The sequence below is a fragment of the Paenibacillus sp. genome, assembly GCF_035645195.1.
Lineage (GTDB): Bacteria > Bacillota > Bacilli > Paenibacillales > YIM-B00363 > Paenibacillus_AE.
In genome coordinates this window covers 21,853-48,562 of the sequence record NZ_DASQNA010000051.1, presented here as the reverse complement: position 1 = coordinate 48,562, position 26,710 = coordinate 21,853, and the positions used below count along the sequence as shown (strand labels likewise).

The 26,710-nt window shown below is 63.9% G+C and carries 27 protein-coding genes; 21 read left to right on the top strand and 6 right to left on the bottom strand.

The window, feature by feature from the left end; all coding sequences use genetic code 11:
* Window positions 1–10: 10 nt before the first annotated feature.
* Entirely contained in the window at window positions 11–1,072 is a 1,062-nt protein-coding gene (locus VE009_RS26480; RefSeq protein WP_325013021.1) for a trifunctional transcriptional activator/DNA repair protein Ada/methylated-DNA--[protein]-cysteine S-methyltransferase, read from the bottom strand.
* Window positions 1,073–1,157: 85 nt separating this feature from the next.
* Window positions 1,158–2,870 (bottom strand): methyl-accepting chemotaxis protein, encoded by a 1,713-nt coding sequence (locus VE009_RS26475; protein ID WP_325013019.1) that lies wholly within the window; start codon window positions 2,868–2,870, stop codon window positions 1,158–1,160.
* Window positions 2,871–3,039: 169 nt separating this feature from the next.
* Here VE009_RS26475 and VE009_RS26470 point away from each other — a divergent pair, with 169 nt between their 5' ends.
* From VE009_RS26470 to VE009_RS26455, 4 genes are all read left to right on the top strand, one after another.
* Window positions 3,040–4,740 carry a stalk domain-containing protein gene (locus VE009_RS26470; RefSeq protein ID WP_325013017.1) on the top strand — a complete coding sequence of 567 codons (1,701 nt, stop codon included), beginning with the start codon at window positions 3,040–3,042 and terminating at the stop codon, window positions 4,738–4,740.
* Window positions 4,741–4,965: 225 nt separating this feature from the next.
* Window positions 4,966–5,700 (top strand): type II CAAX prenyl endopeptidase Rce1 family protein, encoded by a 735-nt coding sequence (locus VE009_RS26465; protein WP_325013014.1) that lies wholly within the window; start codon window positions 4,966–4,968, stop codon window positions 5,698–5,700.
* Window positions 5,701–5,737: 37 nt separating this feature from the next.
* Window positions 5,738–6,940 (top strand): sensor histidine kinase, encoded by a 1,203-nt coding sequence (locus VE009_RS26460; RefSeq protein ID WP_325013012.1) that lies wholly within the window; start codon window positions 5,738–5,740, stop codon window positions 6,938–6,940.
* Between the two features lie 5 nt (window positions 6,941–6,945).
* Window positions 6,946–7,593 (top strand): response regulator transcription factor, encoded by a 648-nt coding sequence (locus tag VE009_RS26455; protein WP_325013010.1) that lies wholly within the window; start codon window positions 6,946–6,948, stop codon window positions 7,591–7,593.
* 72 nt (window positions 7,594–7,665) lie between these two features.
* Here VE009_RS26455 and VE009_RS26450 read toward each other — a convergent pair whose 3' ends face one another.
* Window positions 7,666–8,409 carry a hypothetical protein gene (locus tag VE009_RS26450; protein WP_325013008.1) on the bottom strand — a complete coding sequence of 248 codons (744 nt, stop codon included), beginning with the start codon at window positions 8,407–8,409 and terminating at the stop codon, window positions 7,666–7,668.
* A 176-nt stretch (window positions 8,410–8,585) separates the two neighbouring features.
* On the opposite strand from VE009_RS26450, the gene VE009_RS26445 reads away from it, so the two are divergent.
* From VE009_RS26445 to VE009_RS26435, 3 genes are read left to right on the top strand one after another with little or no spacing between them, the layout of a single operon-like run.
* On the top strand, window positions 8,586–9,395 hold the full coding sequence (locus VE009_RS26445; protein ID WP_325013006.1) for a CPBP family intramembrane glutamic endopeptidase: 810 nt from the start codon (window positions 8,586–8,588) through the stop codon (window positions 9,393–9,395).
* Entirely contained in the window at window positions 9,383–9,550 is a 168-nt protein-coding gene (locus VE009_RS26440) for a hypothetical protein (RefSeq protein ID WP_325013004.1), read from the top strand. Before VE009_RS26445 ends, VE009_RS26440 begins: the two co-directional genes overlap by 13 nt.
* Window positions 9,547–10,002, top strand: coding sequence for a hypothetical protein (locus VE009_RS26435; RefSeq protein ID WP_325013002.1), 456 nt, complete (start codon window positions 9,547–9,549; stop codon window positions 10,000–10,002). The genes VE009_RS26440 and VE009_RS26435 overlap by 4 nt, the downstream gene beginning before the upstream one ends.
* A gap of 81 nt (window positions 10,003–10,083) precedes the next feature.
* Here the strand turns inward: VE009_RS26435 and VE009_RS26430 are convergent, their stop codons facing one another.
* On the bottom strand, window positions 10,084–10,296 hold the full coding sequence (locus tag VE009_RS26430) for a hypothetical protein (RefSeq protein WP_325013000.1): 213 nt from the start codon (window positions 10,294–10,296) through the stop codon (window positions 10,084–10,086).
* A 214-nt stretch (window positions 10,297–10,510) separates the two neighbouring features.
* On the opposite strand from VE009_RS26430, the gene VE009_RS26425 reads away from it, so the two are divergent.
* The 10 genes from VE009_RS26425 to VE009_RS26380 all read left to right on the top strand — a co-directional run bounded on the left by VE009_RS26425 (window position 10,511) and on the right by VE009_RS26380 (window position 18,664).
* Window positions 10,511–10,798 carry a DUF6509 family protein gene (locus VE009_RS26425; protein WP_325012998.1) on the top strand — a complete coding sequence of 96 codons (288 nt, stop codon included), beginning with the start codon at window positions 10,511–10,513 and terminating at the stop codon, window positions 10,796–10,798.
* Window positions 10,795–11,076, top strand: a complete 282-nt coding sequence (locus VE009_RS26420) for a DUF1294 domain-containing protein (protein ID WP_325012996.1) — start codon at window positions 10,795–10,797, stop codon at window positions 11,074–11,076. Before VE009_RS26425 ends, VE009_RS26420 begins: the two co-directional genes overlap by 4 nt.
* Window positions 11,077–11,156: 80 nt before the next feature.
* Window positions 11,157–11,378, top strand: a complete 222-nt coding sequence (locus VE009_RS26415) for a small acid-soluble spore protein Tlp (protein WP_325012994.1) — start codon at window positions 11,157–11,159, stop codon at window positions 11,376–11,378.
* 99 nt (window positions 11,379–11,477) lie between these two features.
* Window positions 11,478–12,398, top strand: coding sequence for a DMT family transporter (locus VE009_RS26410; RefSeq protein ID WP_325012992.1), 921 nt, complete (start codon window positions 11,478–11,480; stop codon window positions 12,396–12,398).
* Between the two features lie 92 nt (window positions 12,399–12,490).
* A complete protein-coding gene (locus tag VE009_RS26405) occupies window positions 12,491–13,417 on the top strand; it encodes a polysaccharide deacetylase family protein (RefSeq protein WP_325012989.1) in 927 nt (308 codons plus the stop codon).
* Between the two features lie 148 nt (window positions 13,418–13,565).
* On the top strand, window positions 13,566–14,819 hold the full coding sequence (locus VE009_RS26400; protein ID WP_325012987.1) for an MFS transporter: 1,254 nt from the start codon (window positions 13,566–13,568) through the stop codon (window positions 14,817–14,819).
* A 60-nt stretch (window positions 14,820–14,879) separates the two neighbouring features.
* Window positions 14,880–15,659, top strand: a complete 780-nt coding sequence (locus VE009_RS26395) for an alpha/beta hydrolase family protein (RefSeq protein ID WP_325012985.1) — start codon at window positions 14,880–14,882, stop codon at window positions 15,657–15,659.
* An 80-nt stretch (window positions 15,660–15,739) separates the two neighbouring features.
* On the top strand, window positions 15,740–17,146 hold the full coding sequence (locus tag VE009_RS26390; RefSeq protein ID WP_325012983.1) for a polysaccharide deacetylase: 1,407 nt from the start codon (window positions 15,740–15,742) through the stop codon (window positions 17,144–17,146).
* A 694-nt stretch (window positions 17,147–17,840) separates the two neighbouring features.
* Complete coding sequence (locus tag VE009_RS27320) at window positions 17,841–18,059, top strand: helix-turn-helix domain-containing protein (RefSeq protein ID WP_414694936.1); 219 nt, start codon at window positions 17,841–17,843, stop codon at window positions 18,057–18,059.
* A 131-nt stretch (window positions 18,060–18,190) separates the two neighbouring features.
* Window positions 18,191–18,664 (top strand): hypothetical protein, encoded by a 474-nt coding sequence (locus VE009_RS26380; RefSeq protein WP_325012978.1) that lies wholly within the window; start codon window positions 18,191–18,193, stop codon window positions 18,662–18,664.
* Here VE009_RS26380 and VE009_RS26375 read toward each other — a convergent pair.
* Complete coding sequence (locus VE009_RS26375; RefSeq protein ID WP_325012976.1) at window positions 18,661–20,673, bottom strand: LuxR family transcriptional regulator; 2,013 nt, start codon at window positions 20,671–20,673, stop codon at window positions 18,661–18,663. The two genes, VE009_RS26380 and VE009_RS26375, sit on opposite strands and share 4 nt — an antisense overlap.
* Before the next feature lie 131 nt (window positions 20,674–20,804).
* On the opposite strand from VE009_RS26375, the gene ilvB reads away from it, so the two are divergent.
* Both ilvB and ilvN read left to right on the top strand, forming a co-directional pair.
* Window positions 20,805–22,529, top strand: a complete 1,725-nt coding sequence (ilvB, locus tag VE009_RS26370; RefSeq protein WP_325012974.1) for a biosynthetic-type acetolactate synthase large subunit — start codon at window positions 20,805–20,807, stop codon at window positions 22,527–22,529.
* On the top strand, window positions 22,526–23,008 hold the full coding sequence (gene ilvN, locus VE009_RS26365) for an acetolactate synthase small subunit (protein WP_325012972.1): 483 nt from the start codon (window positions 22,526–22,528) through the stop codon (window positions 23,006–23,008). The genes ilvB and ilvN overlap by 4 nt, the downstream gene beginning before the upstream one ends.
* 79 nt (window positions 23,009–23,087) lie before the next feature.
* On the opposite strand, the gene VE009_RS26360 is transcribed toward ilvN, so the two are convergent.
* A complete protein-coding gene (locus VE009_RS26360; protein ID WP_325012970.1) occupies window positions 23,088–25,265 on the bottom strand; it encodes an EAL domain-containing protein in 2,178 nt (725 codons plus the stop codon).
* Between the two features lie 198 nt (window positions 25,266–25,463).
* Between VE009_RS26360 and VE009_RS26355 the strand changes: the two genes are divergently transcribed.
* Both VE009_RS26355 and VE009_RS26350 read left to right on the top strand, forming a co-directional pair.
* The gene (locus VE009_RS26355; protein WP_325012968.1) at window positions 25,464–26,339 is read left to right on the top strand and encodes an SDR family oxidoreductase; all 876 of its coding nucleotides are present in this window, start codon (window positions 25,464–25,466) and stop codon (window positions 26,337–26,339) included.
* Window positions 26,340–26,345: 6 nt separating this feature from the next.
* Window positions 26,346–26,633 (top strand): YqkE family protein, encoded by a 288-nt coding sequence (locus tag VE009_RS26350; RefSeq protein ID WP_325012966.1) that lies wholly within the window; start codon window positions 26,346–26,348, stop codon window positions 26,631–26,633.
* The last annotated feature ends 77 nt before the right edge of the window (window positions 26,634–26,710 follow it).

The following is a 26,710-nucleotide window of genomic DNA, read 5'->3' as shown; positions in this document are numbered from 1 at the left end:
GGCGCCGCGCTTACGGCGCGCCGCGCCGTTCGTGGCGCAGCAGCCATTCTTTGCGGGCGACGCCTCCGCCGTAGCCGCCGAGCTCGCCGCTTGCGTTGATGACGCGGTGGCACGGGATGACGATCGCGAGCTGATTCGCGCCGTTCGCTTGGGCGACGGCGCGGCAGGCGGATGGCTTCCCGATCGCCGCGGCGATCTCGAGATAAGAGCGGGTTTCCCCCGGCGGAATGCGCAGGAGCTGCTCCCAGACGGACTGCTGGAACGGCGTACCGATCGGGCGCAGCGGCGTCCGGAATTCGGTCAGGCTGCCCTCGAAATATTGCGCCAGCTCCCGTTCGATCGACCGGATCGGCGCCGCGTCGCCGGGGACGACCGCCGACTTCGTCCGCAGGCGCAGCCGTTCCACCTCGCGCTCCAGCCCGCGTCGGTCGACGAACTCGAGCAAGACGAGCGCCTGCTCGTCGGCGACGGCCAGCATCGGGCCGAGCGGCGTGTCGATCCAGGACGCCTTCAAGACGGTGCCGTCCTTGCCGAGCAGCGCGGGCGCCGCGCCCATGATTTTGGAGAACGCGTCGCGAAACCCGCTGCCGGATTCGTAGCCGGTCGACAGCTGGGCGTCGATGACGCGTTGCCCCGCTCGGATACCCTTCAGCGCAATGCCCATCCGGCGCGCCCGCGCGTACTCCACGAACGTCATGCCGAACCGCTTCTTGAACTGGCGCCGCGCCGTCGACTCGTCCACCGACAGCGCCTTGAAATCCGACGTTCTCCAACGCTTCTCCGGATTCGCCTCGACGGCTTCGACGAGCGCGCGGACGACGTCCGAGACGCCGTTCGGGGGCGAAAGCGGCCTGCATCGGCGGCACGGACGGTACGAGGCCAGCAGCGCCTGCTGCGCGGTTTCGAAAAACTCGCAGTTGTCCGGCTTCGGCTTGCGCGCCGGGCACGTCGGGCGGCAAAACACGCCGGTCGTCTTCACCCCCACGTAAAACACGCCCTCGTAGTCCGAATTTTTCTCCACTAGCGCTTTATAAAATTCCGCATGCCTGCGTTCGCGTTCGGCGGCGATCATCGCGCGCAACCCCCTATACGGATTCGTTGCTCTCATTATAGCCGCTTGCCGTTGGGGATGCCGCCGAAAATCGGGCAGCGATTTTTTACACCTTGAACTTCCGGATGCCGTCGGCGAGCGCCTCAGCCATCTCCTGCAGCGCCGCGGCGGCGCGAGCCGTCCGCTCGGTCGCGCTCAGCTGCGCTTCGGAGGAGGCGGAGATCGTACGGAAGTGGGACGCCGCCTCCCGCGATATGCCCGCCATTTCGTCGACGGACGCGCCGACCTCCTCGGCTCCAGCGGCGGCCTGCTGCGAGATCGCGGAGATCTCCTGGATTTGATCGGCGATACGCTCGACCTCCGCCAAGATGTCGGCGAACGCCGCGTCCGTCTCGCGCACTGCGTCCATGCCCGCCTCGGCTTCGGACGCGCCGGCGCGAATGGACGCGGCGACGCGGCTCATGTCGGCGGTCGTTTCGCCGATGCGCGCGCCGACGAGCTGCGCCGATTCCTCCGTCTGCGCCGCAAGCTTGCGCACCTGCTCGGCGACGACCGCGAAGCCGCGCCCGTGCTCGCCGGCGCGCGCCGCCTCGATCGCCGCGTTGAGCGCGAGCAAGTTCGTCTGGGAGGCGATGCCGCTGATCATGGCCGCGATGTGCCGAATTTCCGCCGAGCGCCGCTCCAGCGTCTCGATGTCGGCGGCGAGCGCCTGCGTCGTCTCCGAGATCGCATGCATTTGCCGCAGCGCCTGATCGGCCCGTTCCTTCCCGCGGCGCGCCGAGGCGGTCGAGTTCCACGACGCTTCGCTGGCGGCGAGGCTGGCTTCGGCGATCCGCTGAATGCCGGCGTTCACTTCCTCCATCGCGGTCGCCGTCTCCGCGGCGCGCTGCACCTGCGTCTCGGCGCCCGCCGCGACTTCGCGCAGACCGGCGGCGACGCGCTGGCCGGACGCCTCCGACGCCGAAGCGTCGCTCGTAAGGCTGTGCGACGCCTCGCCCAGCGCCGCGGCGTTGTCGCGCATGCCGCGGATCATCGTCGACAGCTCGTCGACCATCTGCTGGAACGCTCGGGACAGCATGCCGATTTCGTCCTTGCCCCGCGTATCGACGCGAACCGTCAAATCGCCGCTCTGCATATGGCGGATCGCTCCGGTCAGACGGCGCAATGGGCCGAGGAGAAAGCGGGTGAACAGCCACGCGGCCGCCAATGAGACGGCGAGGACGATGCCGATGACGAGCAGGACGGTCCGCAAGTTTTGCCTCATCAAATGGTATATGTTCGTTGCGTCGAAGTCGGCGCCGACGACGCCGACGACGCGGCCGTCCGGGGACGTAATCGGAACGTAAGCGGTCAGCGTAGCCCCGTACAGCTCGGTATAAGTCAATTCGCCCGTGCTCGCGATTCCCGTCGCGAAGACGTCGCCCAAGGAGTGGAACGTCTCGGTTTCGACGTCCCCGAACGCGGACACGTCGTCGCCCGACGCGTCCAGCGGCGCGCCGTCCACGACGTAGAAGTATTCCGGCGCGCCGCCGTTGTCCCGTACGCCCATGGTGTACAAATATTTGAGTCCGTTCGCTTCTTTCATGTCGTTCAATTGCAGGCGCAGCTCTTTGTAGTAGTCGGAATCGGCGGTCAACGCCTCGTAACGGACCGGATCGATGCCGGCGGCGGCGCGTTCGGCGATGGCCTTCGCTTGATGGCCGATCGAATGCATCAGGAGCGAAGTGGAGGATTGGTACAACGCATAGCTGAGAACGACGCTTACAATGAAAATCAGCAGCGAGAAGAAGAGTAGAATGCGAGCTTGGATGCTTTTCAAAGGAAGGAACCTCCGGGGATGATTTACAATATTAAACAATATTTGACCTATTGTACTACAGAACTCAGCTTTTCTAAAGAGCCGTCTAGGTTTCCGATCCCGTTTTTGGTACAATGATCCCTGTTTTTTAAAAATAGAGTCCTACAGCTAGGAAAGGGAGAGACGCATCATGAAGAAGACTCTAAGCAAATTCAGCGCTGCGGCCGTACTGGCCGGCGCGCTGCTGCAGGCCGCGGCGCCGACGCCCGGCATGGCGAAATCGGCGCTGTACGCGCCGATCGATAGTATGCACCCGGACGCCGTCCTGACGTCGCAGCACAGCGGGCAATCGCTCTATCAAGCGAGCGAATCGCTGACGAAGCGCTGGACGTTCAGCACGGGGGACAAGGTGCTCTTCTTCGGCACCGTCGGTCCGGACGGCACCGTCTATGCGACGGGGCAGCGGGATATGGGGCATCCGATCCGCGTATACGCCATATCGCCGGGCGGGAAGCTGCTGTGGTCGTACGAGACGGAAGGCGAAGGCATCGCCACGATGGAGCTCGGTCCGGACGGCAATTTGTATGTGAACGCCGAAACGGTGTACGTCCTCTCGACGAAGGGCAAGCTCGTCCGCAAATTCGCGGCGGAGGGCTGGGCGGCCGCGATCAGCCACGACGGCATGGTCTATACGTACCACGACGATGTCGTGGCCGCCCGCACGAAGACGGGGGAAGCGAAATGGACGTTCGAAAGCTGGGGGCTCGAACCGTGGTCGATCGTGCTGGGCAAGGACAACACGCTGTACGCAATCGATCAAAACCAAGGCCTTATGGCGTTCGACGCCGCCGGCGGCATAAAGTGGACATGGATGGACGACGCGTACGATTATTACAGCGGCACGTCGCTCGGGCATGACGGGAACATTTACATCTATGCCAAAAAGAAAGATACATACCCTCGGGAAATTACGGTGCTGTTCGCGATCGGACCCGACGGCCAGAAGCGGTGGGAGCTGCAAATCGCGGACGTCCAAGCCGCCGACGCCCGGGGATATACGATCCAGCCGTTCTCCGTCGGCAACGACGGGACGATGTACTTCGGCGCGTCGGACCGGCTCGTCGCGATTACGCCCGACGGCAAGCGCAAATGGGAGGCGAAGCTGTTCGATTACGGCGCGCTCGACGGCCACGCCGGCGTCACGTCGCCGACGATCGGCGCCGACGGCACGCTGTACTTCGCGGCGGATTCGATGACGGAGACGACGATCGGCGAAAAGATCCAGTGGACCTCGAACAATTACTTGTTCGCCTACACGCCGGACGGGAAGAAGAAATGGTCCCGAACGAACGCCGAACATGTTCTGTTCGACAATCGCGGCGGCCGCAAAGACTGGGGGACCGGTTTCTTCCCGATTTCGAGGCCGGTCATCGCGCCTTCCGGGGTCATGTACATGATGGGCAATACGCTGCACCGATCCGACACGAAACGGTTCGAGGCGGTGATGTATGCGTTCGGCGCGCCGGTACAGCAGTACGAGACCGCCAAAGTGAGCGTGAACGGAACGTTGCAGTATTACGATCAGCCGGCGATCGTCAGCAACGGCGCGGTGCTCGTTCCGCTGAAAGGGCTGTTCGGCTCGCTCGGGGCGCAGACCGCTTGGGACGGGGCCGCGCAAGCCGTCACCGCGACGAAGGGCAGCCTGACGATCAAGCTGACCATCGGCTCGAAGAAAGCGTACGTCGGCGGACGCGAGGTCGCGCTGAGCGTGCCCGCGACCGTGCTGCGCGGCCGCACCTACGTGCCGCTCCGCTTCGTCAGCGAAGCGCTCGGCGCCGATGTGCAATGGGATAACAAATTGCGCACGGCAATGATCAACGGGAACCCCTAGGAGGGGAGGGGCTGCGGCGGAGGTCGGGACGGAACCGAACTGCCGAATCGGGTTTCGAGGCAAGGAACCGCGGCGACGCCGCAATAAACGGAACCCCGGGCGCGCATTGGCGTTCGGGGTTGCGCCGTTTTCGTGACTTTCCTGTGACTCGCGGCACTAAGCGTTTGTGACTCGGGCAAGGTAAGATCAGATTATCCTATCCATCGCTGCGGAGGTTTTCTACTCATGAAAAAGAAACTTGCAATATCGCTCGGCTTCGCCGCCGCGGGCTTCCTCGCCGGCACCGCCATCATACCGAGTCAATTGGAATCGGTCCAAAACAACCCCGCCGCGGCGGCGGCGCTGTCCGGGATGCCGGTGCCTGTGTTGATGCTGGCGGCCGGCCTGCAGATTGCCGTCCTGTCGTTCCTGCTCAGCCTCGCGGGGCAATGGTTCGCAGAGAAGGTCGGGCTGCGGCTGACGTCCCCGATATCCGGACCTTGGCTCGCCGCGGCCGTGCTCGGCGGGATGGTCGGCGCAGGCGCTGCCGCGATGCTCGACGCGTACGTGTTCTTGCCTCGCCTGCCGCAGATCGGAGCGGTCGAGGTCACATGGTGGAAAAGTTTGCTCGCCGGGGTGACGTACGGAGGCGTGTTCGAGGAAGTCGGCGTGCGGCTGTTCCTCATGTCCGCGATTGCGTGGCTGCTCTTGAAGCTGACGAAGGGCGCGCGCGCCCCTTGGGTGTACTGGACGGCGATCATCGTGTCCACGTTCGTGTTCGCGGCGGGCCATCTGCCTGCGACCGCGGCGCTGTTCGGCGGCCTGACGCCGCTCATCGTCGCGCGGGCGCTGCTGCTGAACGGCGCGCTCGGCCTCTTTTTCGGCTATTTGTATTGGAAGAAGGGGCTGTCCTACGCCATCGTATCGCATATCTCGGTGCATCTGTTCGTGCAAGGCGTCGTCAACGGGTTGATCTTGTAGAAGGCTTTACATGCGCCAGCAAGCCGGGGTATGTTGGATGGAAAGATTCGGCGGAAAACGGAAGGGCGGCGTTCGGATGGAGTTGCATTTGAAGCGGGCATGGGGATGGGCGGATTCGTTCGTCGTCGCCGTGCGGACGGTCGGGTTCGTTTTAAGCCTGATCCATGTATACGGCTTGGCGCCGGCCGGCCACCGCTTCGGATTGCTGGCGGTCGGCTTGCTCGCGTTCGCCGTCCCGCAGCTGTTCTATTTGCCTCGGCACATTCGCGCGAAGCGCTACATCGCGGCGGAGGCGGCGCTGAGCGGCGGCTTCACGCTGTATGCGAGCATGGTCGTACACGAAAACGCGCAAAGCTGTTATTTGATCCCGCTGTTCGTCATGAGTTATTTGGCGTCGAAGAAGGTGCTGTACGGCGTCGTGCTGGTCGGCTTCGCCGCGATGGTTCCCGGCATAGCGGCATCGTTCGGGCATGCTCCCGGCTACGTGGTCGGCCTCGCCAGCAATTTCGCCTTGTTCGCCGCGCTAGGGCACGCCTTCGGGCATTTCCTGCGCCAAAAGCATCAGCTGACGGAGGTGCTGGCTGCGATCGAAGAGAAAAATCGAGAACTAGAGCATTATATTCGCCAGGTCGAGCGGGTCACGCTGCTGGAGGAGCGCAACCGGATGTCCCGGGAGCTGCACGATACGGTCGGGCATTCGCTCACCGCCTCGATCGTGGCGATGGAAGCGGTGCACACGCTCATGGACCGGGATCCGGAGGCGGCGCGGCATCGGCTGAAGGAGCTGATCGCGTTCAATCGGGCGAATTTGGACGGATTCCGCCGGACGGTGCACGATATGGCGATGAACGAGCTGAAGCTGCCGCTCGTCGAGCTGCTGCGCCAGGCGGCGGAGGGATTCGCCGAGCGGACGGGCACGGCGGTCGTCGTGGAGGCGGACGAGCTGCCGTTCGCGGCGACGCAGCCCATGAAGCTGGCGCTGCTGCGCTGCCTGCAGGAGACGCTCACGAACGCGAAGAAGCACGGCGGGGCGTCGGAGGTGCGCGTGAAGTTGACCGCGGAAGGCGGGAAGCTGCTGCTCACGGTCCAAGACAACGGCGCGGGCGCCGACGGCATCGCGGAAGGCTTCGGCATCGAAGGCATGAAGGAGCGGATCGAATCGCTGCGCGGTTCGCTCCGCATCGTCTCGGAGGCGGGCCGCGGGACGACGGTCGCCTGCGAAATTCCGACGGGAGGTTGAGTTTCATGGATCCGATCAAAGTGATGATCGTCGAGGATCAAGAGCTGATCCGGTCCAGCCTGCAAATCGTGCTCGGCATCGAAAGCGACCTTGCGGTCGTCGGCGCCGCGGAGAACGGAGCGGAGGCGGTCGCGCTCTGCGAGGAGCGGCGTCCGGACGTCGTGCTGATGGACATTCATATGCCGGTGATGGACGGCATCGAGGCGACGAAGCGGATCAAGAAGGCGAACCCGCAGACGAAAATCATTATCCTCACGACGTTCCAGGAGATGGACTTCGTGATCGAGGCGCTGCAGGCGGGAGCCGAAGGATACCTGCTCAAGGCGATCGACACGAAGGACCTCGTCGCGGGCGTGCGCGTCGTCGCGCACGGCGGAACGCTCATTACGCAGGAGATCGCCAAGGCGCTGTTCGCCGGCCATATTCAAAAATCGAGCGGCGGCGAGTCGCCGAGCGAGAAATATATGCTGAGCAAACGGGAGACGGAAATTTTGCAATGTCTCGCCGACGGGCTGTCGAACGAAGCGATCGCGGAGAAGCTGTTTCTGTCGATGGGCACGGTGAAAAACTACATCTCCAACCTCTACGCGAAGCTGGACGTGGCGGGCCGCGCCGAAGCGGTGCGGAAGGCGCGAACCGAAGAGCTGCTGTAACGCGGCGCAACGACCAAAACCCCCATGCCCCGGGATGTCCCGGGAGGCATGGGGGTTTCGTCGATCCGGCCGTTATCGCACGGCGACGAGCGAGTTGAGCATCGGATAGAAGCGGGGAGTGACGCCTTCCGCCGCTTCCCCGTTCGGGAAGTTCAGCGTCACCAAGAAGTATGTGCCGTTACCCTTCAGCAGCACGATGTTTTGCGACAGCTCCGACGTGCTCGCGTGCAGGAAGAACGCCTCGCGGCCGCGCACGGACGAATGCACTTCGTCGCCGGTCATCTCGACGACGTCGCCGACCGCCTTGAGCCGTTCCGTCGAGGACGTCTTGATCGACTCGACGTCGACGTCCGCCGGGAGCATCTCGACGCGGGCGTAATATTCCGGGAAGTCCGCATGGAAGATCAAGTCTTTCCCCGGCTCCTCCATCGCGAATTCGAAACCGTCCATCAAATAGAAGGCATAGCCTTGTTCGCTCGTCGTCAGCGACGCGGGCACGTTCGCCGCCTCGCCTTCGACGGAAATCTCGAGCTCTGCCGTCTGCGGCAGGTCGGCCGCGTTCGCCGGTTCGCCCGCCGGCTGCTCGGCCGGCGCTTCCTTCGGCTGCTCCGCCTCCTCGGACGGCTGCTCCGTCTCCTCGGCCGTCGGTTGCCCCGCGTCATCTCCCGCCGGCCGCTCCGCGCCGCCGGCCTCCTCCGAAGCCGCCGGCGGCTGTTCCTGCTCGTCCGCTCCGCCGCCGGTCCCCATGCAAGCCGTCAAAGAAGCCGCCAGCGCCGCCAGCAGCATCGCATAACCCAATCGTCGTTTCAAATTCATTTCCCCAGCCTCCCGATCTCTCTCTATGATTACCTTGCCCCCTCCCGACGAGACGAGCGGGGCAAAGGTTGCACCGCGTCCGCATGTTGTGACTTTCGTATGACTTGCAGCACTAATTCGCCGTGACCGCTAGGCGGTATGATAAGGGCAACTCGACCGATACGGAGGCTGTTCTCGTGCTGAACCATCTTACGAATGTGCAAAAAGCTTTGTTATATCTCGGCATCGTATGTATTTTTATGTTTTTGCTGCTCGTCCTTCCGATCCCGCGCAGCACGGCCCTGTTCATGTTCGTCCCGCTCGCGTCCGCCGTCGCCGCGATGGCGCTGACGGGGCAGGCGTTCGCCGCCTCCGGCTGGAAGCGGCTCGGCTTGCACCGCCCGGCTTGGAAATCGCTCGCTCCGGCGTTCCTCATTCCGCTCGCGCCGATCGCCGGAGGCTACGCGGTCGTGTGGGCGACAGGGCTCGGGACGTTCGGGCTGCCGGCGGCCTACGAAGGGAAAGAATTAGAGCTGTTCATCGGCTTCTTCGTGACGATGCTGATCAGCGCGTTGACCGTCACCTTGGGCGAGGAGGCCGGCTGGAGAGGGTATTTGGCGTCGAACTTGGAAGGACTCGCTTTCCCGGCCGCGCTGCTCGCGAACGGATTCGTATGGGGGTTGTTCCATCTGCCGGTCATGCTGCTGACGGACTTGTACCATTCGGACGTCAACCCTCTCGCGTACGTTCCGCTGTTCCTGATCACCGTCACGCTCGCCGGCGCGTTCATGACGTACCTCCGCTACCGAACGGGCAGCGTGTGGCCGCCGATCGTCGCGCATACGGTTCACAATGTCGCATGGAATTACGGCGACCTGCTCACTGGGGAGCCGCACGAGGCCGTGCCGTACGTGACGGGCGACGCCGGGGCGGCGCTGATCTTGTTTTACGCAGGGCTATTCTTATGGATCGTGACGAAAGGGAGGCTTCCGGCATGGAATCGCTAAGAAGGTGGACCCCGCCGCTCATGTGCATCGCCTCGATGACGCTGCTCGTTGCGCAAACGTACGGCTACGTTGCGATGCGGTGGTATGTACCGAACGGAGGGGCTCGGTCGAGGGGCAGGCCGCCTGGCTGCTCAGCCCGGAGAAGCATGTCGTGAGCGGCTTGAACCTCGTCGGATTTTTCCTGCTGATCCTGACGCTCGTGCTCGTCTACTTCCGCTTCGCCGATCGGCTCGGCCGGTTCGGCTTCGCCGCCTTCGCCGCCGCCCTGCTCGGCACGTGCCTCGTCTACGGCGACGTCTGGTTCGAGGCGTTCGCGACGCCGCTCGTCGCCGAATTGGCGCCGGAGGCGATCGGGCGATTCACCCCGTCGCTCGTGCTCGGCGCCGTGCTGACGTTCGTCGGCTTCGGCCTCGGCTGGGCGTTGTTCGGGCTCAGCTTCTTCCTCGCCCGCTGCGCGCCCCGCCCCGTCAGCGCGCTGCTGATCGCGGCGGGCTTGTACGGCTGGCAGGCGCTGACCGCGCCGAAGCTCGTCCCGCTCGCGCTCGCGTGGGGGACGCTGGGCGTCCTGCTGTGGCTCGAGGACCGCAGAGGGAGCCGGGCCTCGTAAGGGGCGGACATTGAACCGGTTCGGCCGGGCAGCGCCGGCCGGCGCGCAGCGGATCGGCGGCCGGCCGGCGGCGAACCGAATTCATTTCTGCGAAATCCGGTACGCGGTCAAGACGCAGGGCACGCCTCGACCGACGGCGCCCGGCTTGCTCATTTGCTCCAAATACTCGATGCCCCGCGCGCATTGGCTTTTGCACGAGGCGCAAGTGTCGGAAGTGACGATTTTCATATACCACTGCAGCGTGTTGTGGTACGCGATCGTCCGCTTTTTCACCGCTCGGCCTTTTCCCGCCATGGTCAACCTCTCCTTCTCGTCGACGCTCGCTTGCTAATCCCAACATATGAGGCTGTCTTGAAAAGGTTCGCCCGTCCGCGCCTTCGCCGCGCCCGGTTTGATTCGGCTTGGACGCTCGTCGGGCGGCGCGCCGGACGGCATCGCGTTCGGCCGAGAATGTGATACAATCGGAGTGGAATCGAGAACAGCGATGGACAGAAAGGACGCGCATGCCATGGTCGAAATTAGCGCCTACAGCGCAGAGCAGGTCAAAGATCCGTTCGGCATCATCGCCGGCAAACGGTACGAATTTTTCCTCGATCTCGAGGTGGACGAAGACGACGAGCTGTACAGCGATCGGGGGCTCGCCGCCCGCGTCGTGTACGGGGTAGGAGAGGACCGGTCGGGCATCGTGAAATACGAGCTGCTCGAGAGGTCGACGGAGAAATACCTTGATTACGAATTGGAAGCGGACGAGCTCGAGGCGATCGAGGCGTTCTGCCGGGAGCATCTGCCGGAGTGAAGTACTTCCTGCTGTATCTCGGGATCGTCAACGTCGTCGGCTTTTTCTTGATGAAGCACGACAAGGCGCAATCCCGGAACAAGCGCTGGCGCGTCTCCGAGCGGCGCATCTTCGCGTATGCGGCCGCCGGCGGCGCGCTCGGCGTCTGGGCCGGCATGTTCGCCTTCCGCCATAAAACGAAGCATTGGTCGTTCCTGCTCGGCGTTCCGGCGCTGTTGATCGCGAACGCGGCATGCGTCTATTGGGTGCTTACGGACATTTTTCATATTCGATGGTAACTGCAATCTTATTGCATAAAACGAGGCGCCGCGTGGGATTCTTTTTCAAGTAAACATTCCAGAAAAAGGAGACGTGACCCGTGGCGAGACCCGATGGACGCACGGAAAATGTAGACAGATTGCAGAAAATGTTAAAAAATACCGAGGAAAACATGAACGAGGCGCAGGAGTACTTGGCGGAGCACGGGGAGGAGCTGGCCCCGGCACAAGCGGAGGCGATTCGCGAGAAAAACGAGCGCCGCCGCGCCAACATCGATCAGCTCCAAGGGGAAATCGAAGAGGAACGCCGGCTGGAGCTGTAAAGATCCGCCGGGACGGAGGGGGCCGGGCGCCCCCTTGTTCGCGTTCCGCCGAAATGCGCCCCAGAACCGATAGATGAGATCAAAGGATGATAGATTGCTATGTGGAAACGCTGGATGGCGTCGAGCTTATCCCGCAGCCCGTTCGTGTTGATGCCGCTTCTGCTGCTCATGTGGGGGTCGCTGGCGGCCGTAAGCAAGCTGCTGCTGCGCAATTTGGACAGCTACCAAGTATTGTTTTATATGTACGGCTTCGGCGTCGTCATCTTCTGGGCGATCCTGCGGTCCCGAGCGAACTGGCGGCTCGCCTTGACGTGGAAAGCCCGGGAGGCGGCGCTGCTGCTTGCTTGCGGCGCGCTTACGTTCTTATATGATTTTTTCTATTTGAAATCGCTGGAGCGCATTCCGGCGGTAGAAGCTTCTATGCTAAATTATTTATTCCCTATATTTATCGTGCTGTTAGCGATTCCGATTCACGGAGAGACAATGAACCGATATAAGGCCGCGTCGGTTCTCATGGGGGCTGCGGGCACCGTGCTGCTCGTGACGGAGGGGAATCTCGGGAGCATCGCCTTCACGGATATCGAGGGCGACGCCTTCGCGGTGGCGGCGGCGGTCAGTTGGGGGCTGTTCACGAACCTCGTCAAGAAAAATCGGCAGGATCTCATGCTCAGCACTTTCGCGATCGCGGCGGTCGCGTTCGTCCTGTCGGCGGGGGCGCTGCTTCTCTCTTCCCGATTTGTCGTGCCGCGAAGCGGCGATCTGTACGGCGTGCTCTGGTTGAGCGTGAGCAACGTCGTGCTCGGCTTCTTTTTGTATTTCCGGGCGCTGAAGTACTCGTCCGCTTCGTTGGTCGCGAGTTTTACGTTTTTTACGCCGTTCGTCACTCTATTATTTATCGTGCTGCTGCTGAATGAGAGACTTACGCCGACGGATGCCGCCGCGGCGGCGCTCATTATTTGCAGCGTGCCGCTGCAAAAGCTCGGCGAACGGGCCGGCAAGCGCATTGCATCGCATTATTAAATTTTTACTGGCATAGTTATTAATGGCAACTAGAATCGCTCTCCACTCGTCTATGTATCGGAATGCATTTGCGAGGGAGATTGGTGACGGACATGTTCAAAAAGACGACGGTTATCGTTTGCGCCGCGGCGTTGTCGCTGTTGACCGCCGCTTGGGCCGCCCCTAGGGCGGAATTAGGCTATAAAGCTTGTTTGGCGCAGCACATCGCGCAGCGGAAAGCGTTCACGCTGACGCATCCGCTTCCTCCGTCCGGCTTCGCGGGCAACGGCACCGCGCCGCCCGCCGAGGCCGGGATATCGGCCCCGAGCGTCCCCGTGCTCATGTATCATTACATTACCCCGTCCCGGTACAACAAGGAGCCCCGCAACCGGTCGATCGTGAATGCGGAAGCGTTCGAGGAGGATATGAAATACCTCCACGAGCGCGGCTATTACACGGCGTCGCTGCAGGAGCTCGAGGATTATGTGCACGGGTTCGCGGCGCTGCCGGCCAAAACCGTCGTCCTCACGTTCGATGACGGCTACGAAAACAACGTCGCTTACGCATACCCCGTCATGAAGAAATACGGTTTTCGAGCTTCGATGTTCGTCGTAGGCGCCAACGTCCCGGAGACGAACGGGCCGTTCGATCCGCTCGGGCGTAGCTACGTGTCGAGGGAGCAGATGGAGTCGACGGCCGACGTCTTCGAGTTCCACAGCCACACCTACGATCTCCATTACAAAACCGAACAGCATTGCGGCCTCGTGATCAGCGCGGCGGCCGACGCGGACCGGCTCGCCCCGGATATACGGCGCATGAAAGCAGCCGGCATCGACACGCCGTATTTCGCTTACCCGTTCGGCGAAACGAATTACAGGGCCGTCTACCGGCTGGCGGAGGAGGGCTATCGGATGGCGTTCACCGTGAAGGACGGCTACGTTCGCCCCGGCGACCACCCGATGTATCTCAGGCGCATCGCCGTGACGAACGAGACCGATGTCGCCGCGGTTCTCGAGGGCGCCGCCGGCGCCGGGCATTGATGTATATAGCGAGTCGTCTTTGCCAGGTCCGCCTGCCTAAGACGGGGAACGTTCATGAATTGACACCGGAACGAAGGGGGAGGTATGCTTTCTTGTACTTGTAATAATTTGACCAGTGGTTATCTACGGAATGGAGCATGCGGGCGCAATGATGAATGCGGCGATCGGCGGCAATTTGACGAGAGAAATGAAAGTGTTTTTGACGGCGAGCTTGGTGAACGCGACGGGGAGCGCGCTCATGTGGCCGCTTATCTCGATGTTCGTCTTCGACGAGCTCGGACGCAGCATGGCGGACGCGGGGCTGGCGCTGCTCGTGCAGTCGATCGGCGGCATCGGCGGGCAGCTCGCCGGCGGCGCGCTTTATCACCGCCTCGGCGTTCGCCGTCTCGTCGTCGGTTCGCTCGCTCTGCATGCGGCGGGCTTGCTGCTGCTGCCGATGTTCAGCCGGGACTGGACCGCGTTCATCGCGCTGCTGGCGTTCACGGGATGGTGCAACGCGATGGCGTCGCCCGCCATTCAATCGTTCATCGGCTTCCGGTTCCCGGAGCGCCGGGCGGAGATGTTCAACGTCGTCTACGTCGCAAGCAACATCGGCGTCGCGGTCGGCACGGCGCTCAGCGGATTTCTGGCTGAAATTTCGTATTCGCTCAGCTTTTACGGCAACGGCGTCACTTCGGCCGCGTTCGCGCTGTTCTTCTGGCTGTATCTCCGGAAGATCGACGCGTCCGCGCTTGCCGCCGCGATGCCGCGGAAGGGCGGCGGGGCGAAGGAGGTCGGCGTTCGCGCGCTGCTCGCGCACACGCGAATTTATCTGCTGATGGCGCTGGCAGGCCTCCTGCTCAACGCGGGCAATTCCGTTTGGAACGCCGGCGTATCGCCGTTCCTCATCTCGGAGGGGATGGCGAAGTCGGCTTACGGCATGCTGTGGACGCTGAACGGCGTGCTCATTTTCGTCGGACAGCCGCTCGTCGGCTGGCTCCGCCGCGCGCTCGTTACTTCCTATAACGGACAAATGACGGCGAGCGCGCTTTTGTATGCGGCGGGCTTCGTTTGTTTTCTCGTCCTGCCGAACTACCCCGGCATGGTGCTTGCAATGATTCTCGCGACGTTCGGGGAGATGCTGATCGCGCCGGCCGTGCCGTCGTTCCTATCCGAGCGGGGCGGGGGGCATGCGCCGTTCTACTTGGGCGTGACCGGCGGCGTCGGCGCCGCGGGGCGGGTCGTCGGCCCGTATGCGATGGGCAGCCTGTACGACGCCGGCGGGCTGCCGCCCGTCGCTTGGGTCGCGGTCGCCGCGGCGGCGGGAGCCGCGGCGCTGTACTACGCGCACGCGCGGTGGAACCGGGAGGCGGCGGCGAGCGGCGCGGCTGCGTCCGCGCGTTCGGGAGGCGTTTCCTCCTGAGCCTTTCCCCGTGATAAAATGGAAGCGCAACCATTCCTCGCAATCGAAAGGGCGATTCCTATGGCTTTATTGCGATGCAATTTCTTCTCGGACGCGCTGCAGCTCAGCACCTCGATGACGGTCATCCTGCCGCAGCGAACGTACACGCAGATCGGCATGAGCGGCGCCGGCAGCGACAGAGACCGGTATCCGACCCTTTATTTGCTCCATGGGCTGTCGGACGACGACACGATTTGGACGCGCCGCACGTCGATCGAGCGGTACGCCGCTTCGCTGGGTCTTGCGATCGTCATGCCGAACGTGCACCGCAGCTTTTATTCGGATATGGCGTACGGCGGCAAGTATTGGACGTTCCTCAGCGAGGAGCTGCCGGCGCTGGCGCGCTCGTTCTTCCCGCTGTCCGCGGAGCGCGAGGACAATTTCGCGGCCGGGCTGTCGATGGGCGGCTACGGCGCGATGAAATGGGCGCTCACGCATCCCGGCCGGATCGCGGCGGCGGCCAGCCTGTCGGGGGCGCTCGACATCGCTTCGATGGTGCGCGGCGCGTCGGAATGGATCAAGCCGACGTTCGAGCTCGTGTACGGCGGGCGGGAATTGACGGGGTCGGGCGACGATCTGCTCCGGCTGCTCCAGCAGGTCGACCGGTCGGAGGGACCGAAGCCGAAGCTGTATCAATGCTGCGGGACCGAAGATTTCTTGTACGGCGAGAACGTGACGTTCCGCGACGCCTGCCGCCGGACCGGGTTGGACTTCACGTACGAGGAAGGGCCGGGCGAGCACAACTGGGAATATTGGGACGCGAAAATTCAGGACGTGTTGAAATGGCTGCCGCTGCGCTGATGCGAGATTCGTAGTCTAAACCCTATCATGCGGACATATACTCTACCAAATCGTTGAAATGATTCGGGAGGGTTTCCGTCATGATAGGTTCTTGGGGCAAACGGTTGGCGATGGTGACGACGACGGCGGTGCTGCTGCTCACGTGGCCGCAGACCGCCAAAGAGGCGGACGTGCTGGCGGCTTCGAATGTGGCGATCGCGCCTGCGGCGGTCGAGTCGGAGAAGGCGGGGGCGGCCGCGGTATCGGTCGAGAAGGCGGTCGCGGCGGAAGAGCCGCCGCAGGCTCGCGCCGCGCAGCCGCCGGAAGAGACGCCGACGCCCGCGGCCGCGCCGATGCGCGCGGAACCGCCGGCGGCAGCCGAGTCGTCGGTTCCGCCGCAAGCGGCCCCTTCGGAACCGATAGAAGAGAAGGCGGCCGATCCGCGGGAGGTGTACGCCCGGCTGGCCGCGGGGGATCGCACCGGGGGAGACCTCGGGGAGAAACGGCAATACGCCGCGCCGGAACAGCCGACCGTCTATTTGACGTTCGACGACGGCCCCTCGAAGTGGACGCCGAAAGTGCTCGATATTTTGAAAGAATACGAGGTTCCCGCCACCTTCTTCGTGCTCGGCTCGCTGGCCGAACAGCAGGAAGAGACGGTGCGCCGCATCGTCCGGGAGGGTCACGCCCTCGGGAATCACACGTACGATCATACATATAAAAACTTGTACGGCAGCTTCGCGTCGTTCTGGGAGCAGGTGCAGCGGACCGACGACATCTTGGAGCGCATCGCGGGGGAGCCGGTGACGCTGCTGCGGGCGCCCGGCGGCACCGCGTCGAATTTCGACGCCTTCTACTTCTACTATTTGGAGAAGGCCGGCTATTCGGTGCACGACTGGAACGTCGACTCCGGCGATTCGAGGCGCAAAGGCGTGCCGGCGGCCGAAATCGTCGCGAACGTGAAGCGGGCGAAGCTAACGCACGAAATGAACGTGCTGCTGCACGACGGGGCGGGGCACGAGGAGAGCGTGAAGGCGCTGCCGGACATCATTCGTTATTTCAAGGACAAAGGCTACCGGTTCGCGGCGCTCTCCGAGGACGTGAAGCCGATCGCGTTCCGGGTCGGCAAGCCGAAGTGGAGCCGGAACGTGGACGCGAAGGAGCACGAGCGGCTGCTGGCGCTCGTCGAAGCCGGCGCTTCGAGGGCGGGACCGGACGACACGTGGGTGCCCTTGCGGACGTGGGCCGGGGAAGCGGGAGCCGCCGTCGCTTGGGACGCCGAAGCGGAGACGGCGAGAGTCGTCATCGGCGGCACGACGGTGGAGTGGAACGTCCGGACGAAGTCGGGACGGGCGATCGGCGCCGACGGGCGCGCGTCAAGCATCGCGTTCGTCTTCGAGCTGAAGAACGAGCGGCTGTACGTGCCGAGAGCGGCGGTTGAGGCGTATTTGCAGGACGGCGGCGGCGTTCGCACCGCAAGCGTGCCGTTCGCGCAGGAAAGCTTGTAACTTCTATCGGCGGATGTTGCGGGCAATCGCGAGAAAAGATGAACAATCTGGCTGTCGTCTGAGGTACAATAGGGAAAAGGCCGTACGACGGAGGTTCCCTATGCAGGACGTTGAAGTGTTGATGGCGTCGTTTTCTTATCATACGAAACCGTTCCATACCGTGGCGAAGGAAGGCATTCAGACGCATTATCTGTTTCGCCTTCAAACCGAAGGGCGGTGCAGAACCCGGATCGACGGGAAAATGACGCCGGTCGATCCGGGCGATCTGCTCATGATTTCGCCGAACACGCCTTACGAGCTGCTGATCCAAGAGGAAGAACGGGGCGGGGAGAAAGCGGTGGCGAGCGGCGATTATTTCATATTTTTCCGCGGGCCGTGGGTCGACGCGTGGTGGGCGGAGAAGCGGCGCCCGACGATGATGCGCATTCCGCTCGACGAAGGCTTCGTGCCGCTGTGCCGGCAGTTGATCGCGGAGCATCGGAGAGGCGGCCCCGAGTCGCCGGCGCTGCTCGATTATATGATGCGGGTCATATGCCTCACGGTGGATCGGTTGTGCTCCGAGCAGCGGCCGATGCAGGGCAACGCGTTCCTCGCGTACCGAATGAAGCATTATATCGAAGAGCGGGCGACGACGCTGTTCCAGCTGAAGGATTTGGCGCGCCACTGCAATGTAAGCGTTTCCCGTGCGGTTCATTTGTACAAACAGTTTTTCGGGAAAAGCATCATTCAATACGCGCAGGAGGTGCGGCTTAAAGTGGCGAGGGAGCGGATGCTGTACACGCAGACGCCGCTCGAGGTCATCGCGGAAACGTCGGGCTTTCCGAGTTATACGTATTTTTACCGCGTATTCAAAAAGGCGTTCGGCGTGTCGCCGAAACAGTACCGTAGCAGCAACGGATCATATTTGGAATGAGGGGCGCATAAGGAAACAGATATTTACAAACGATATCTTCTACCGGCCGCTCTTTCCATCGCGCGGCCTCCCATACCCCTCAACGTACCGCAGGCCCCGTGCGCTTGGCGACGATGTAAGGAAGGACCGCAATGAATAAGATTAGCCCTCCCTATGAGAAGCTGCTGTGGAGCATCGCTTTGCCCGGCTTCGGACAGTTTCTGAACGGCAAATATCTCAAAGCCGTAGTGCTGATCGCTTTGGAGATCGTGATCAATGCGGGGGCGAATTTGAACCTGGCCATCATTGCGAGTTTCCAAGGCGATATCGAAAGAGCGATTCGCGAAGTAGATTACCAGTGGCTGATGTTTTATCCTTGCGTTTACATGTTCGGGATTTGGGACGCGTTCCGGGACGCCGGCGGCGGTCAAGGCCGCCACGACACGCTGCCGTTCGTGCTCTGCGCGTTCGTCGGCACCGTCGGGCTCATCTATTCGTCGAGCTTGCGCATCTTCGGCGTGCTGCTCGGACCGGTATGGATGCCGATGCTGTTCGCCGGGCTCGGCCTCGCCGTCGGCGCCGCGCTGCGGGGGGCGCTCCTCCGCGCGGACGGCCGAACGGGCTAAAGGAATTCCGCGAGCCGCGTCGCCAGCTGCGTGCGGTTCTGAACGCCCGCTTTTCCGAGCATGGACTGAATATGTTTTTTGACCGCCGCCTCGCTGATGAACATCAGCGAGGCGATTTGTTGATTGGTCGCCCCGCCGGCCAAATGCTTCGCGACCTCCCGCTCCTTCGGGGTGAGCGCGAACGACGGCGCCGCGACGGGGTTCTCCGGCGGGGAGACGGGGCCGACCATGCGCCGAAGCCATTCCGCCAGCTTCTCCCCTCGGGTGTCGATCGCATACGTGATCGCCGGCGCGCCGCCGCCGTAATCTTCGTGCTCCGCGCCCGCGACCGGCTCGAAGCCGAGGCTGCGGTGCGACTGCTCGTAATGCGGCAGCGGGGGCGGCGAAGAGACGACGATGCCGCCGGCGAGGACGTAATCGAGCATGATATGCACGATGTCGGAGCGGCGGTCCTCGCGCTCGGGGTCGTCCATGTCGACCGACAGCAAGTACCACCCGATCGGCGCATCGGGGTCGGCGCAGTGGAGGCGCAGACGCTCCGGCGGAAGCGCGGCGAAATAGGCGCGGCTGATCGGCGCTTCCCGAAGATAAGGCACGGTCCCGCGGTGGATCGGCACGGCCGCGATCAGCCCGGCGACGGCGCCGCTCTCGTCGCGCACGAGGCGCAGCGCTCTCGGGTCCTGCGCGAGCAGGAGCCTCGGCTCCACGCCGCGGAGGCGCATGGCGCTCTCCTCCGCCGTAAGGTTATACCGGTACAGCGTCCCGGTTTCCGGATCGGCGCAGCGGATGCGGACCGGTTTCGCGGTGTCGCGCCGCCGCCGAATGTACGCTTCGGCCTCCGCGGCCGTCGCCGGCGTCGCGTCCTCCACATAAGCGGACGAGAAGCCGGCATGCCGGTAATGCGCCCGCAGCACCGGGCTGCCGACGTACTGGAGCAGCTCCGCGGTTTCGTGCGCGACGGGCCGGCCTTCGCGCCGTTTGCGCTCCAGCCGTTCGACCGTGTGGGCGATCCAGCGGGCGCGGCACCTCTCGAACGCGTCCGGCTTGCGCGCGCGGAAGCTGCGGCGCAGCGCGTCGCGGATCATGTCGTGCATGCCCCACCCGTGATCGGTCCGCCGGAAGCACGACAGCTGCACGAGCCGGTCGAACAGCGCGTCCGGTACGTCGGCGCCGCGCAGCGCGGCGAGCCCTTCCTGGTCGAAGCGGCGGGCGACGGCGGCGGCCGACAGCAGCTCGGCGAGCTCCGGGTCGGACGCTTCCTCCGTCCAATGGCGCACGAGCGCGTCCCATTGCTCGGGCAGCTCGAGCCGGCGGGCGGCCGGGCCGCCGGCTCCGGCGGCGATCAGCGCGAGCGCCAGCGGGTGGCCCATCGAGCGGACCCATAGGCCGTCGAGCTCGGCCTCGTCCGCCGCGCCGATGCGGCGGCCGTACTCGCGGACGTCGTCGTACGAGAGGCGCCCCAGCTCAAGGTGGACGATCAAGGCCCGCCACGCGGGATCGATCGCCCAAGGGCCTTGGAGCGGCCGCCGGCTCGCCATGACGATCAAGACGTCCGCGCGGAGCTGCGGGAACCACCGTTCCCGCAGCCATTGGTCGATGCCGCCGAGGTCGTCGCACGGATCGAGGAACAAGACGAGCCCGTCCGGCGCCGCCAAGGCGTTGACCGCGTCCGCGCATCGCCCGGCGGCGTCCGCGCCCTCGGGCGCGTCCGCGGCGCCGCAGCGCTCCAGGATGAGGCGCGCCGCGGCTTCCGCGCTGCGGCCGGCCTCCCGGAGATCGACGGTCAGCGCGGGCCGTCCGGCGGCGGCCGCCAGCCTGCGAAACCGGTCGAGCAGGAAGCTTTTCCCTATGCCGCTGCCGCCGCATACGTTCACGATGCGCTCGGGGCGGGGCGCCCCCCTCTCCAAGAAAGCGGAGAACACCGCGAGCTCGACCCCGCGCCCGACGAACAGCCGCTCGCTCAGCGCTTCAATTCGATCCCCGATCCGTTCTGTTTGTCGTTCGTACACCTTCGTCACCTCGGCAGCCTTTTCCCGAAAATTTTATCTATAAGTATACTACCGGGGTAACCGAAAGAGTAGTTTCTTGCACAGCCCTCCATGGTACGTTGATGTCGTTCGACATGGAGGAGGAATGCGCAATGATCGAGAGCAACGCTTCGGCGCCGCCGGCGCCGATTCGATGCAGCGGCTCGGAAATTTTGCTCCGCACGCTGCTGGCCGAAGGAGTGGACGCCGTCTTCGGATATCCCGGCGGCGCGGTGCTGTATATGTACGACGCCATGCACGGCAATCCGGAGTTTCGGCACGTGCTGACGCGTCACGAGCAAGGCGCGATCCACGCCGCGGACGGCTACGCCCGGTCGACGGGGAAAACCGGAGTCTGCCTCGCGACGTCGGGGCCCGGCGCCACGAACCTCGTGACGGGCATCGCGGCCGCGTACGCGGATTCGGTTCCGCTCGTCGTCATTACCGGCAACGTCGCCACGGAGTTTACCGGGACGGACGCGTTCCAGGAAGCCGATATCGTCGGCATCACGCAGTCCATCACGAAACACAGTTATTACGTTCGAAGGGCGGAGGATCTCGCTAGAGTGCTGCGGGAGGCGTTCCATATCGCGGGGACGGGCCGGAAGGGGCCCGTGCTGGTGGACATCCCGAAGGATGTGTCGGCCGCCGAGGCCGAGTTCGCGCTGCCGGATCGCGTCGACGTTCCGGGCTATCGCGCGCCGAGCGGCTTCGACGCAGAGGCGGCGGCGCGCTTGGCGGCGCGGCTGCGGACGGCGCGGCGGCCGGCGCTGCTCGCGGGCGCGGGCGTCATCCACGCGGACGCGTCGGCGGAGCTCGCCGCCTTCGCCGAGCGGACGCAGTGTCCCGTCGCGGCGACGCTGCTCGGGCTCGGCGCTTTCCCGGCGGACCACCCGCTGTGGCTCGGCATGGCCGGCATGCACGGCACGGTGGCGGCGAATACGGCGCTGCAGGAGTGCGATCTGCTGATCGCCGTCGGGGCGCGGTTCGACGACCGGGTGACGATGAAACTCGACGCGTTCGCCCCGAAGGCGGCCGTCGCCCATATCGACATCGATCCGGCCGAAATCGGCAAGCTGGTGCCGACGGCGATCGCGGTCGAAGGCGACGCCCGCGGCGCGCTCGCGTGGCTCGCCCGCCATACGGAGCCCCGTTCGGACGGCGGCGCGTGGGTGCGGGAGCTCGCCTCGCGCAAGGCGCGCTTCCCGCTCGCCTACGACCGGAGCGGGGACGGGCTGAAGCCGCAGTACGTCATCGAGCTGATCGACCGGACGACGAACGGGGAGGCGATCGTGACGACCGACGTCGGCCAGCACCAGATGTGGACGGCGCAATTTTACCGGTTTCGGCGGCCGCGATCGCTGCTGACGTCGGGCGGACTCGGCGCGATGGGGTTCGGCTTCCCGGCCGCGATCGGCGCGCAGATCGGCAACCCGGACCGCGTCGTCGTCTCCGTTAACGGGGACGGGGGAATGCAGATGTGCGCCCAAGAGCTCGCCGTCTGCGCGATCCATCGGCTGCCGGTCAAAATCGCCGTCATCAACAACCGGACGCTCGGCATGATCCGGCAGTGGCAGAAGCTCATTTACGACGAGCGGTACAGCCACATCGATTTGTCGGGGAGCCCGGATTTCGTCAAGCTGGCGGAAGCGTACGGCGTGCGCGGCTTCCGGGCGGAGACGAAGGAGGAGGCGGAGCGCGTCTGGCGGGACGCCTTGGAGACGCCGGGGCCGGCGCTCGTCGACTTCGTCGTCGACCGCGACGAGATGGTGTATCCGATGGTGCCGCAGGGCCGCGCGCTGCACGAAATGATTTTGGGGGGAGGCGGCGGGATATGAAAAATCGGAAGACGCTGTCGCTGCTCGTCGCCGACCACCCCGGCGTCCTGCAGCGCGTCGCAGGCTTGTTCGGCCGGCGCGGCTTCAATATCGATAGCATCGCGGTGGGCGAATGCGAGCAGCCGGGCTGCGCGCGCATGACGATCGTGACGCCGGACGAGGGCCGCGGGGTGGACCAAATCGTGCGGCAGCTGGAGAAGCTGGTGGACGTATACGAGGTCCGCGTGCTCGACCGGCCGGCAGTATCCCGGCAGTATATGCTGGTCCGCGTCCGTCTCGCGCCGGGGGAGGAACGGGCGCAGCGGCTGCGGAAATGGTCGGAGTCGTTCCCGTGCGAGGTGCTCGACGTGCGGGACGACGCCGTCGCGCTGCAGCTCGTGGCGAGCCGGGCGCAAAACCGCGCGCTGCTTCGGCTCATCGCCGCCGAGGCCGACGTCGAGCAAGTCGCGTGCGCGGGCGAAGTCGCTTTGCCTCTGTGACGCGCGCAGGACGAACGAAAGCGCCGCCCCTCCCGCCGGAAGGCGGAAGAAGCGGCGCTTATTTTGAGCGCAAAACATCTTATTCGGCGGCGCCGGCGGCGCGAACGCGCTCCGGAATCGCCCTCGCGGGCAGCGGGTGCGCGAACAGGTACCCTTGGGCTTGGGCGCAGCCGTTGTTCCGGAGAAAATCGGCCTGCTCCCGCAGTTCGACCCCTTCGGCGATCGCTTGGATGCCAAGGCTATGCGACATCGTCAGGATCGCCTTCACGATGTCGCGGTCGTTCTGATCCACGAGCAAATCCCGAACGAACGACTGATCGATTTTGAGCCGGTCGATCGCGAGGTGCTTCAGGTAATGCAGCGAACTGTACCCGGTGCCGAAGTCGTCGATCGCGACGCCGACGCCGAGCTGCTTCAGCCGCTGGATGACGGCGGACGACAGCGCCTTATCCATCATGTAGCTTTCCGTCAGTTCCACCTCGAGCCAATGAGGCGGGAGTCCGCTCGATCGGAGCGCCGCTTCCACGGTCGCCGCGAAATCGGGCTGCTGGAATTGCCGCGCCGAGATGTTGACGGACATCGTCATCGGCGGAAGCCCTTCGTCGAGCCACGCCTTCGCTTGGCGGCACGCTTCGTTGAGCACCCAATCCCCGATCGGCAAAATGAGCCCTGTCTCCTCGGCGAGCGGGATGAATGCGGCGGGGGAGATGAGCCCCCAAGATGTGTGATGCCAACGGATGAGCGCTTCGACGCCGATGATCCGTCCCGTCCGGATGTCGACTTGCGGCTGATACAGCAAATGCAGCTCGCCGCGGCCCAGCGCGCGCCGCAAATGGTTTTCCGTTTCAAGCTGCTTCTCGGCTTTCTTCTGCAGCTCCGGATCGAACAGCCGGTAGCCGTTGCGGCCGCTCTGTTTCGCCTGATACATCGCGTAATCCGCGTTTTTCAGCAGCGTCTGCGGGTCCCGGCCGTGGGTCGGGAACACGCTGATGCCGATGCTGGGCGTGACGAACAGCTCTTGGTGGTTGACGTAGAACGGCGTCTGGAAGGCCGTCACGATGTTTTCCGCGGTGCGGATCGCCTCCGCCTCGTCGGCGCCGGCGAGCAGCAGCACGAATTCGTCGCCGCCCTGCCGGGCGATGACGCCGAACTCGCCGGCCGTCTCGAGGAGCCGCTCGGACACTTGGCGGAGCAGCAAGTCCCCGAAACGATGCCCCATGGAGTCGTTCACGATTTTGAAGCGGTCGAGATCGAGGAATAGGAGTGCAACGACGGTGTCGTTCGCTTCGGCGCTGCGAATGGCCTCGTCGAGCGAATCTTCGAGCAGCCGCCGGTTCGCAAGACCGGTCAACGCGTCCCGGAACGCCAGGCGCCGGATCGTGTCGTCTTGGCGCTGCCGCTCGATCGCGAGCCCGGCCAGCGCGCCTGCGCGTTCGAGCATGTTGAGCGCTCCCTTGCTCGGAGACCGCTTTTCCTTGTAATACATCGCGAACGTGCCGACGACTTCCTGGTCCTGCATAATCGGCACCGACCAGCACGCCTTGAACCCGTACGGCGCCGTAAGCTGGCGATAGTCTTCCCACCGCTCGTCCGTGTCGATATCGTCCACGATGACGGGGGACTTGAGATACGCCGACGTGCCGCACGAACCGTGACGCAATCCGACGGGAATATCAACCAAGTTTCGGTTGAACTCCTCCGGCATGCTCGGGGCCGCCTTCAAGTTCAGTTTTCCTGTCGTTTTATCCAGCAGCAGCACCGAACAATACGCGCCGGACTGCTCTTCGATCAATGTAATCATCTGATGGAGGATCGCGTCGAGGTTTTGCGTCGTCGCGATCATCTCGAGCACTTGGTTTTGGCCGGCGACGAGACGGAGCGCTTGATTTTGCAGCGTTTTATCTTTCGCGATGACGAGCGCGCCCGGGACGTCCGTGCTCAGCGGCATCGCGACGATCGTAATTTCCGCCGTGCCGCCGTCCGGGCGGACGATGTTGGCATCCATCGTCCGGGACGCTTCTTTCCGAAGGGCGGACTGAAAGCCGGAGCGCACGATGTCCGTGTACGGGGCGGCGACGACCTCGAACAGCGTTCGCCCGAGGAGCTGGGCTTTGCCGCAGCCGAGCAGCTGCTCGCCCGCCTCGTTCGCGTCCGCGAATCGGCCTTCGGCGTCCAGAATAAACACGGCGTCCAAATTGTATCGGAACAAGGACTCGAAATTCGAGCCCTCGCAAGGCGATATCGGGGGTTTGCTCACGGGTGCACATCCTTGTCCTAGCCGAAGTCACTAGTTAATTTGATAAAGGCAATTATATGGCGAGCCGGTGCTAGTGTAAACGAAATTTATATGGAATATGTCGTTTTAGGGCGAATGGTGTCGATGAACATAACGCCGCACCGGACGGACATACTAACGCGGAATGCATTTTCGACAAGGAAGGAAGTCGATTCGATCATGGCTACAACGACGGCTCAGCCTCCGAAGACGACGTTTCCCCCGCAGCACCAGGATCGTCAGCCGGGCCTGGAAAGCGCGATGCATCCGCGTCCCGCGTTCGAGGACCGGGCGTACAAGGCCGCCGGCAAGTTGCTGGGCAAAACCGCTCTCATCACCGGGGGCGACAGCGGCATCGGGAGGGCGGTCGCGGTCACCTACGCGAAAGAGGGCGCGGACGTGGCCATCGTGTACCTCGACGAGCATGCCGACGCGGAGGAAACGAAGCGGCAGGTGGAGCAGGAGGGAAGACGCTGCCTGCTTCTTCCGGGCGATATCGGGGACGAGGCGTTCTGCCGGGAGGCGGTCGAACGGGCGGCGCGGGAGCTCGACGGGCTGGACATTCTCGTCAACAACGCGGCGGAGCAGCACCCGCAGAACAGTATCGAGGCGATTACCGCCGAGCAGCTGGAGCGAACGTTCCGCACGAACGTATTCGGCATGTTTTACCTGACGAAGGCGGCTCTCGCTCATATGAAGCCGGGCTCGGCCGTCGTCAATACGGCTTCGGTTACGGCGTATCACGGGAACGAGCTGCTGCTCGACTACTCGGCGACGAAGGGCGCGATCGTCACGTTCACGCGCTCGCTCGCGCTGCAGCTCGTCGGCCGAGGTATCCGGGTCAACGGCGTGGCTCCGGGACCGATTTGGACGCCGCTCATCCCCTCGACCTTCAACGAGGAGCAGGTGTCGAAGTTCGGCGCGACGACGCCGATGCACCGCGCGGGACAGCCGGAGGAGCTCGCGCCGAGCTACGTATTTTTGGCGTGCGACGATTCTTCGTACATGACGGGGCAGATTTTGCACGTGAACGGTGGTATGATCGTTAACGGGTGATGGTTCATGGGGAAACGAAAAGCGGGCGGTTCCTCGTTCGGGGCGAAGGCCGGCGAGACGAAGGCCGCCGCGGCTTCGCAGGAGAAGGGGCTTACGCTGAAGGACGCGCTCGGCGCGGACGTGCTCGCGAAGCTCAAGGCGCAGGCCGAGGAGCTGAAAGCGCAGGAAGCGCGGGAGCGAGAGCGTCAGCGCGTCGAGGCGGAGGAACGCCGCAAGCAGGAGCAGAAGCGGCTCGAGAACGACTTCGAGCATTTGCTGAACAACAGTTCGATGGATTGGAAGAAGTACAAGTAGCGGAAAATAGCGGAGGAGCCGGTTTGCTGCCGGTCGACCTCCGCTATTTTTCTATTCAGGCGGCTGTGCGCCGACCC

Excerpts from the sequence above, each read along its gene's own strand:
- VE009_RS26480 (WP_325013021.1), bottom strand. The coding sequence starts at position 1,072 with ATGATCGCCGCCGAACGCGAACGCAGGCATGCGGAATTTTATAAAGCG.
- VE009_RS26470 (WP_325013017.1), top strand. The coding sequence starts at position 3,040 with ATGAAGAAGACTCTAAGCAAATTCAGCGCTGCGGCCGTACTGGCCGGC.
- VE009_RS26465 (WP_325013014.1), top strand. The coding sequence starts at position 4,966 with ATGAAAAAGAAACTTGCAATATCGCTCGGCTTCGCCGCCGCGGGCTTC.
- VE009_RS26460 (WP_325013012.1), top strand. The coding sequence starts at position 5,738 with ATGGAAAGATTCGGCGGAAAACGGAAGGGCGGCGTTCGGATGGAGTTG.
- VE009_RS26455 (WP_325013010.1), top strand. The coding sequence starts at position 6,946 with ATGGATCCGATCAAAGTGATGATCGTCGAGGATCAAGAGCTGATCCGG.
- VE009_RS26450 (WP_325013008.1), bottom strand. The coding sequence starts at position 8,409 with ATGAATTTGAAACGACGATTGGGTTATGCGATGCTGCTGGCGGCGCTG.
- VE009_RS26440 (WP_325013004.1), top strand. The coding sequence starts at position 9,383 with ATGGAATCGCTAAGAAGGTGGACCCCGCCGCTCATGTGCATCGCCTCG.
- VE009_RS26430 (WP_325013000.1), bottom strand. The coding sequence starts at position 10,296 with ATGGCGGGAAAAGGCCGAGCGGTGAAAAAGCGGACGATCGCGTACCAC.
- VE009_RS26425 (WP_325012998.1), top strand. The coding sequence starts at position 10,511 with ATGGTCGAAATTAGCGCCTACAGCGCAGAGCAGGTCAAAGATCCGTTC.
- VE009_RS26410 (WP_325012992.1), top strand. The coding sequence starts at position 11,478 with ATGTGGAAACGCTGGATGGCGTCGAGCTTATCCCGCAGCCCGTTCGTG.
- VE009_RS26405 (WP_325012989.1), top strand. The coding sequence starts at position 12,491 with ATGTTCAAAAAGACGACGGTTATCGTTTGCGCCGCGGCGTTGTCGCTG.
- VE009_RS26400 (WP_325012987.1), top strand. The coding sequence starts at position 13,566 with ATGATGAATGCGGCGATCGGCGGCAATTTGACGAGAGAAATGAAAGTG.
- VE009_RS26395 (WP_325012985.1), top strand. The coding sequence starts at position 14,880 with ATGGCTTTATTGCGATGCAATTTCTTCTCGGACGCGCTGCAGCTCAGC.
- VE009_RS26390 (WP_325012983.1), top strand. The coding sequence starts at position 15,740 with ATGATAGGTTCTTGGGGCAAACGGTTGGCGATGGTGACGACGACGGCG.
- VE009_RS26380 (WP_325012978.1), top strand. The coding sequence starts at position 18,191 with ATGAATAAGATTAGCCCTCCCTATGAGAAGCTGCTGTGGAGCATCGCT.
- ilvB (WP_325012974.1), top strand. The coding sequence starts at position 20,805 with ATGATCGAGAGCAACGCTTCGGCGCCGCCGGCGCCGATTCGATGCAGC.
- ilvN (WP_325012972.1), top strand. The coding sequence starts at position 22,526 with ATGAAAAATCGGAAGACGCTGTCGCTGCTCGTCGCCGACCACCCCGGC.
- VE009_RS26355 (WP_325012968.1), top strand. The coding sequence starts at position 25,464 with ATGGCTACAACGACGGCTCAGCCTCCGAAGACGACGTTTCCCCCGCAG.
- VE009_RS26350 (WP_325012966.1), top strand. The coding sequence starts at position 26,346 with ATGGGGAAACGAAAAGCGGGCGGTTCCTCGTTCGGGGCGAAGGCCGGC.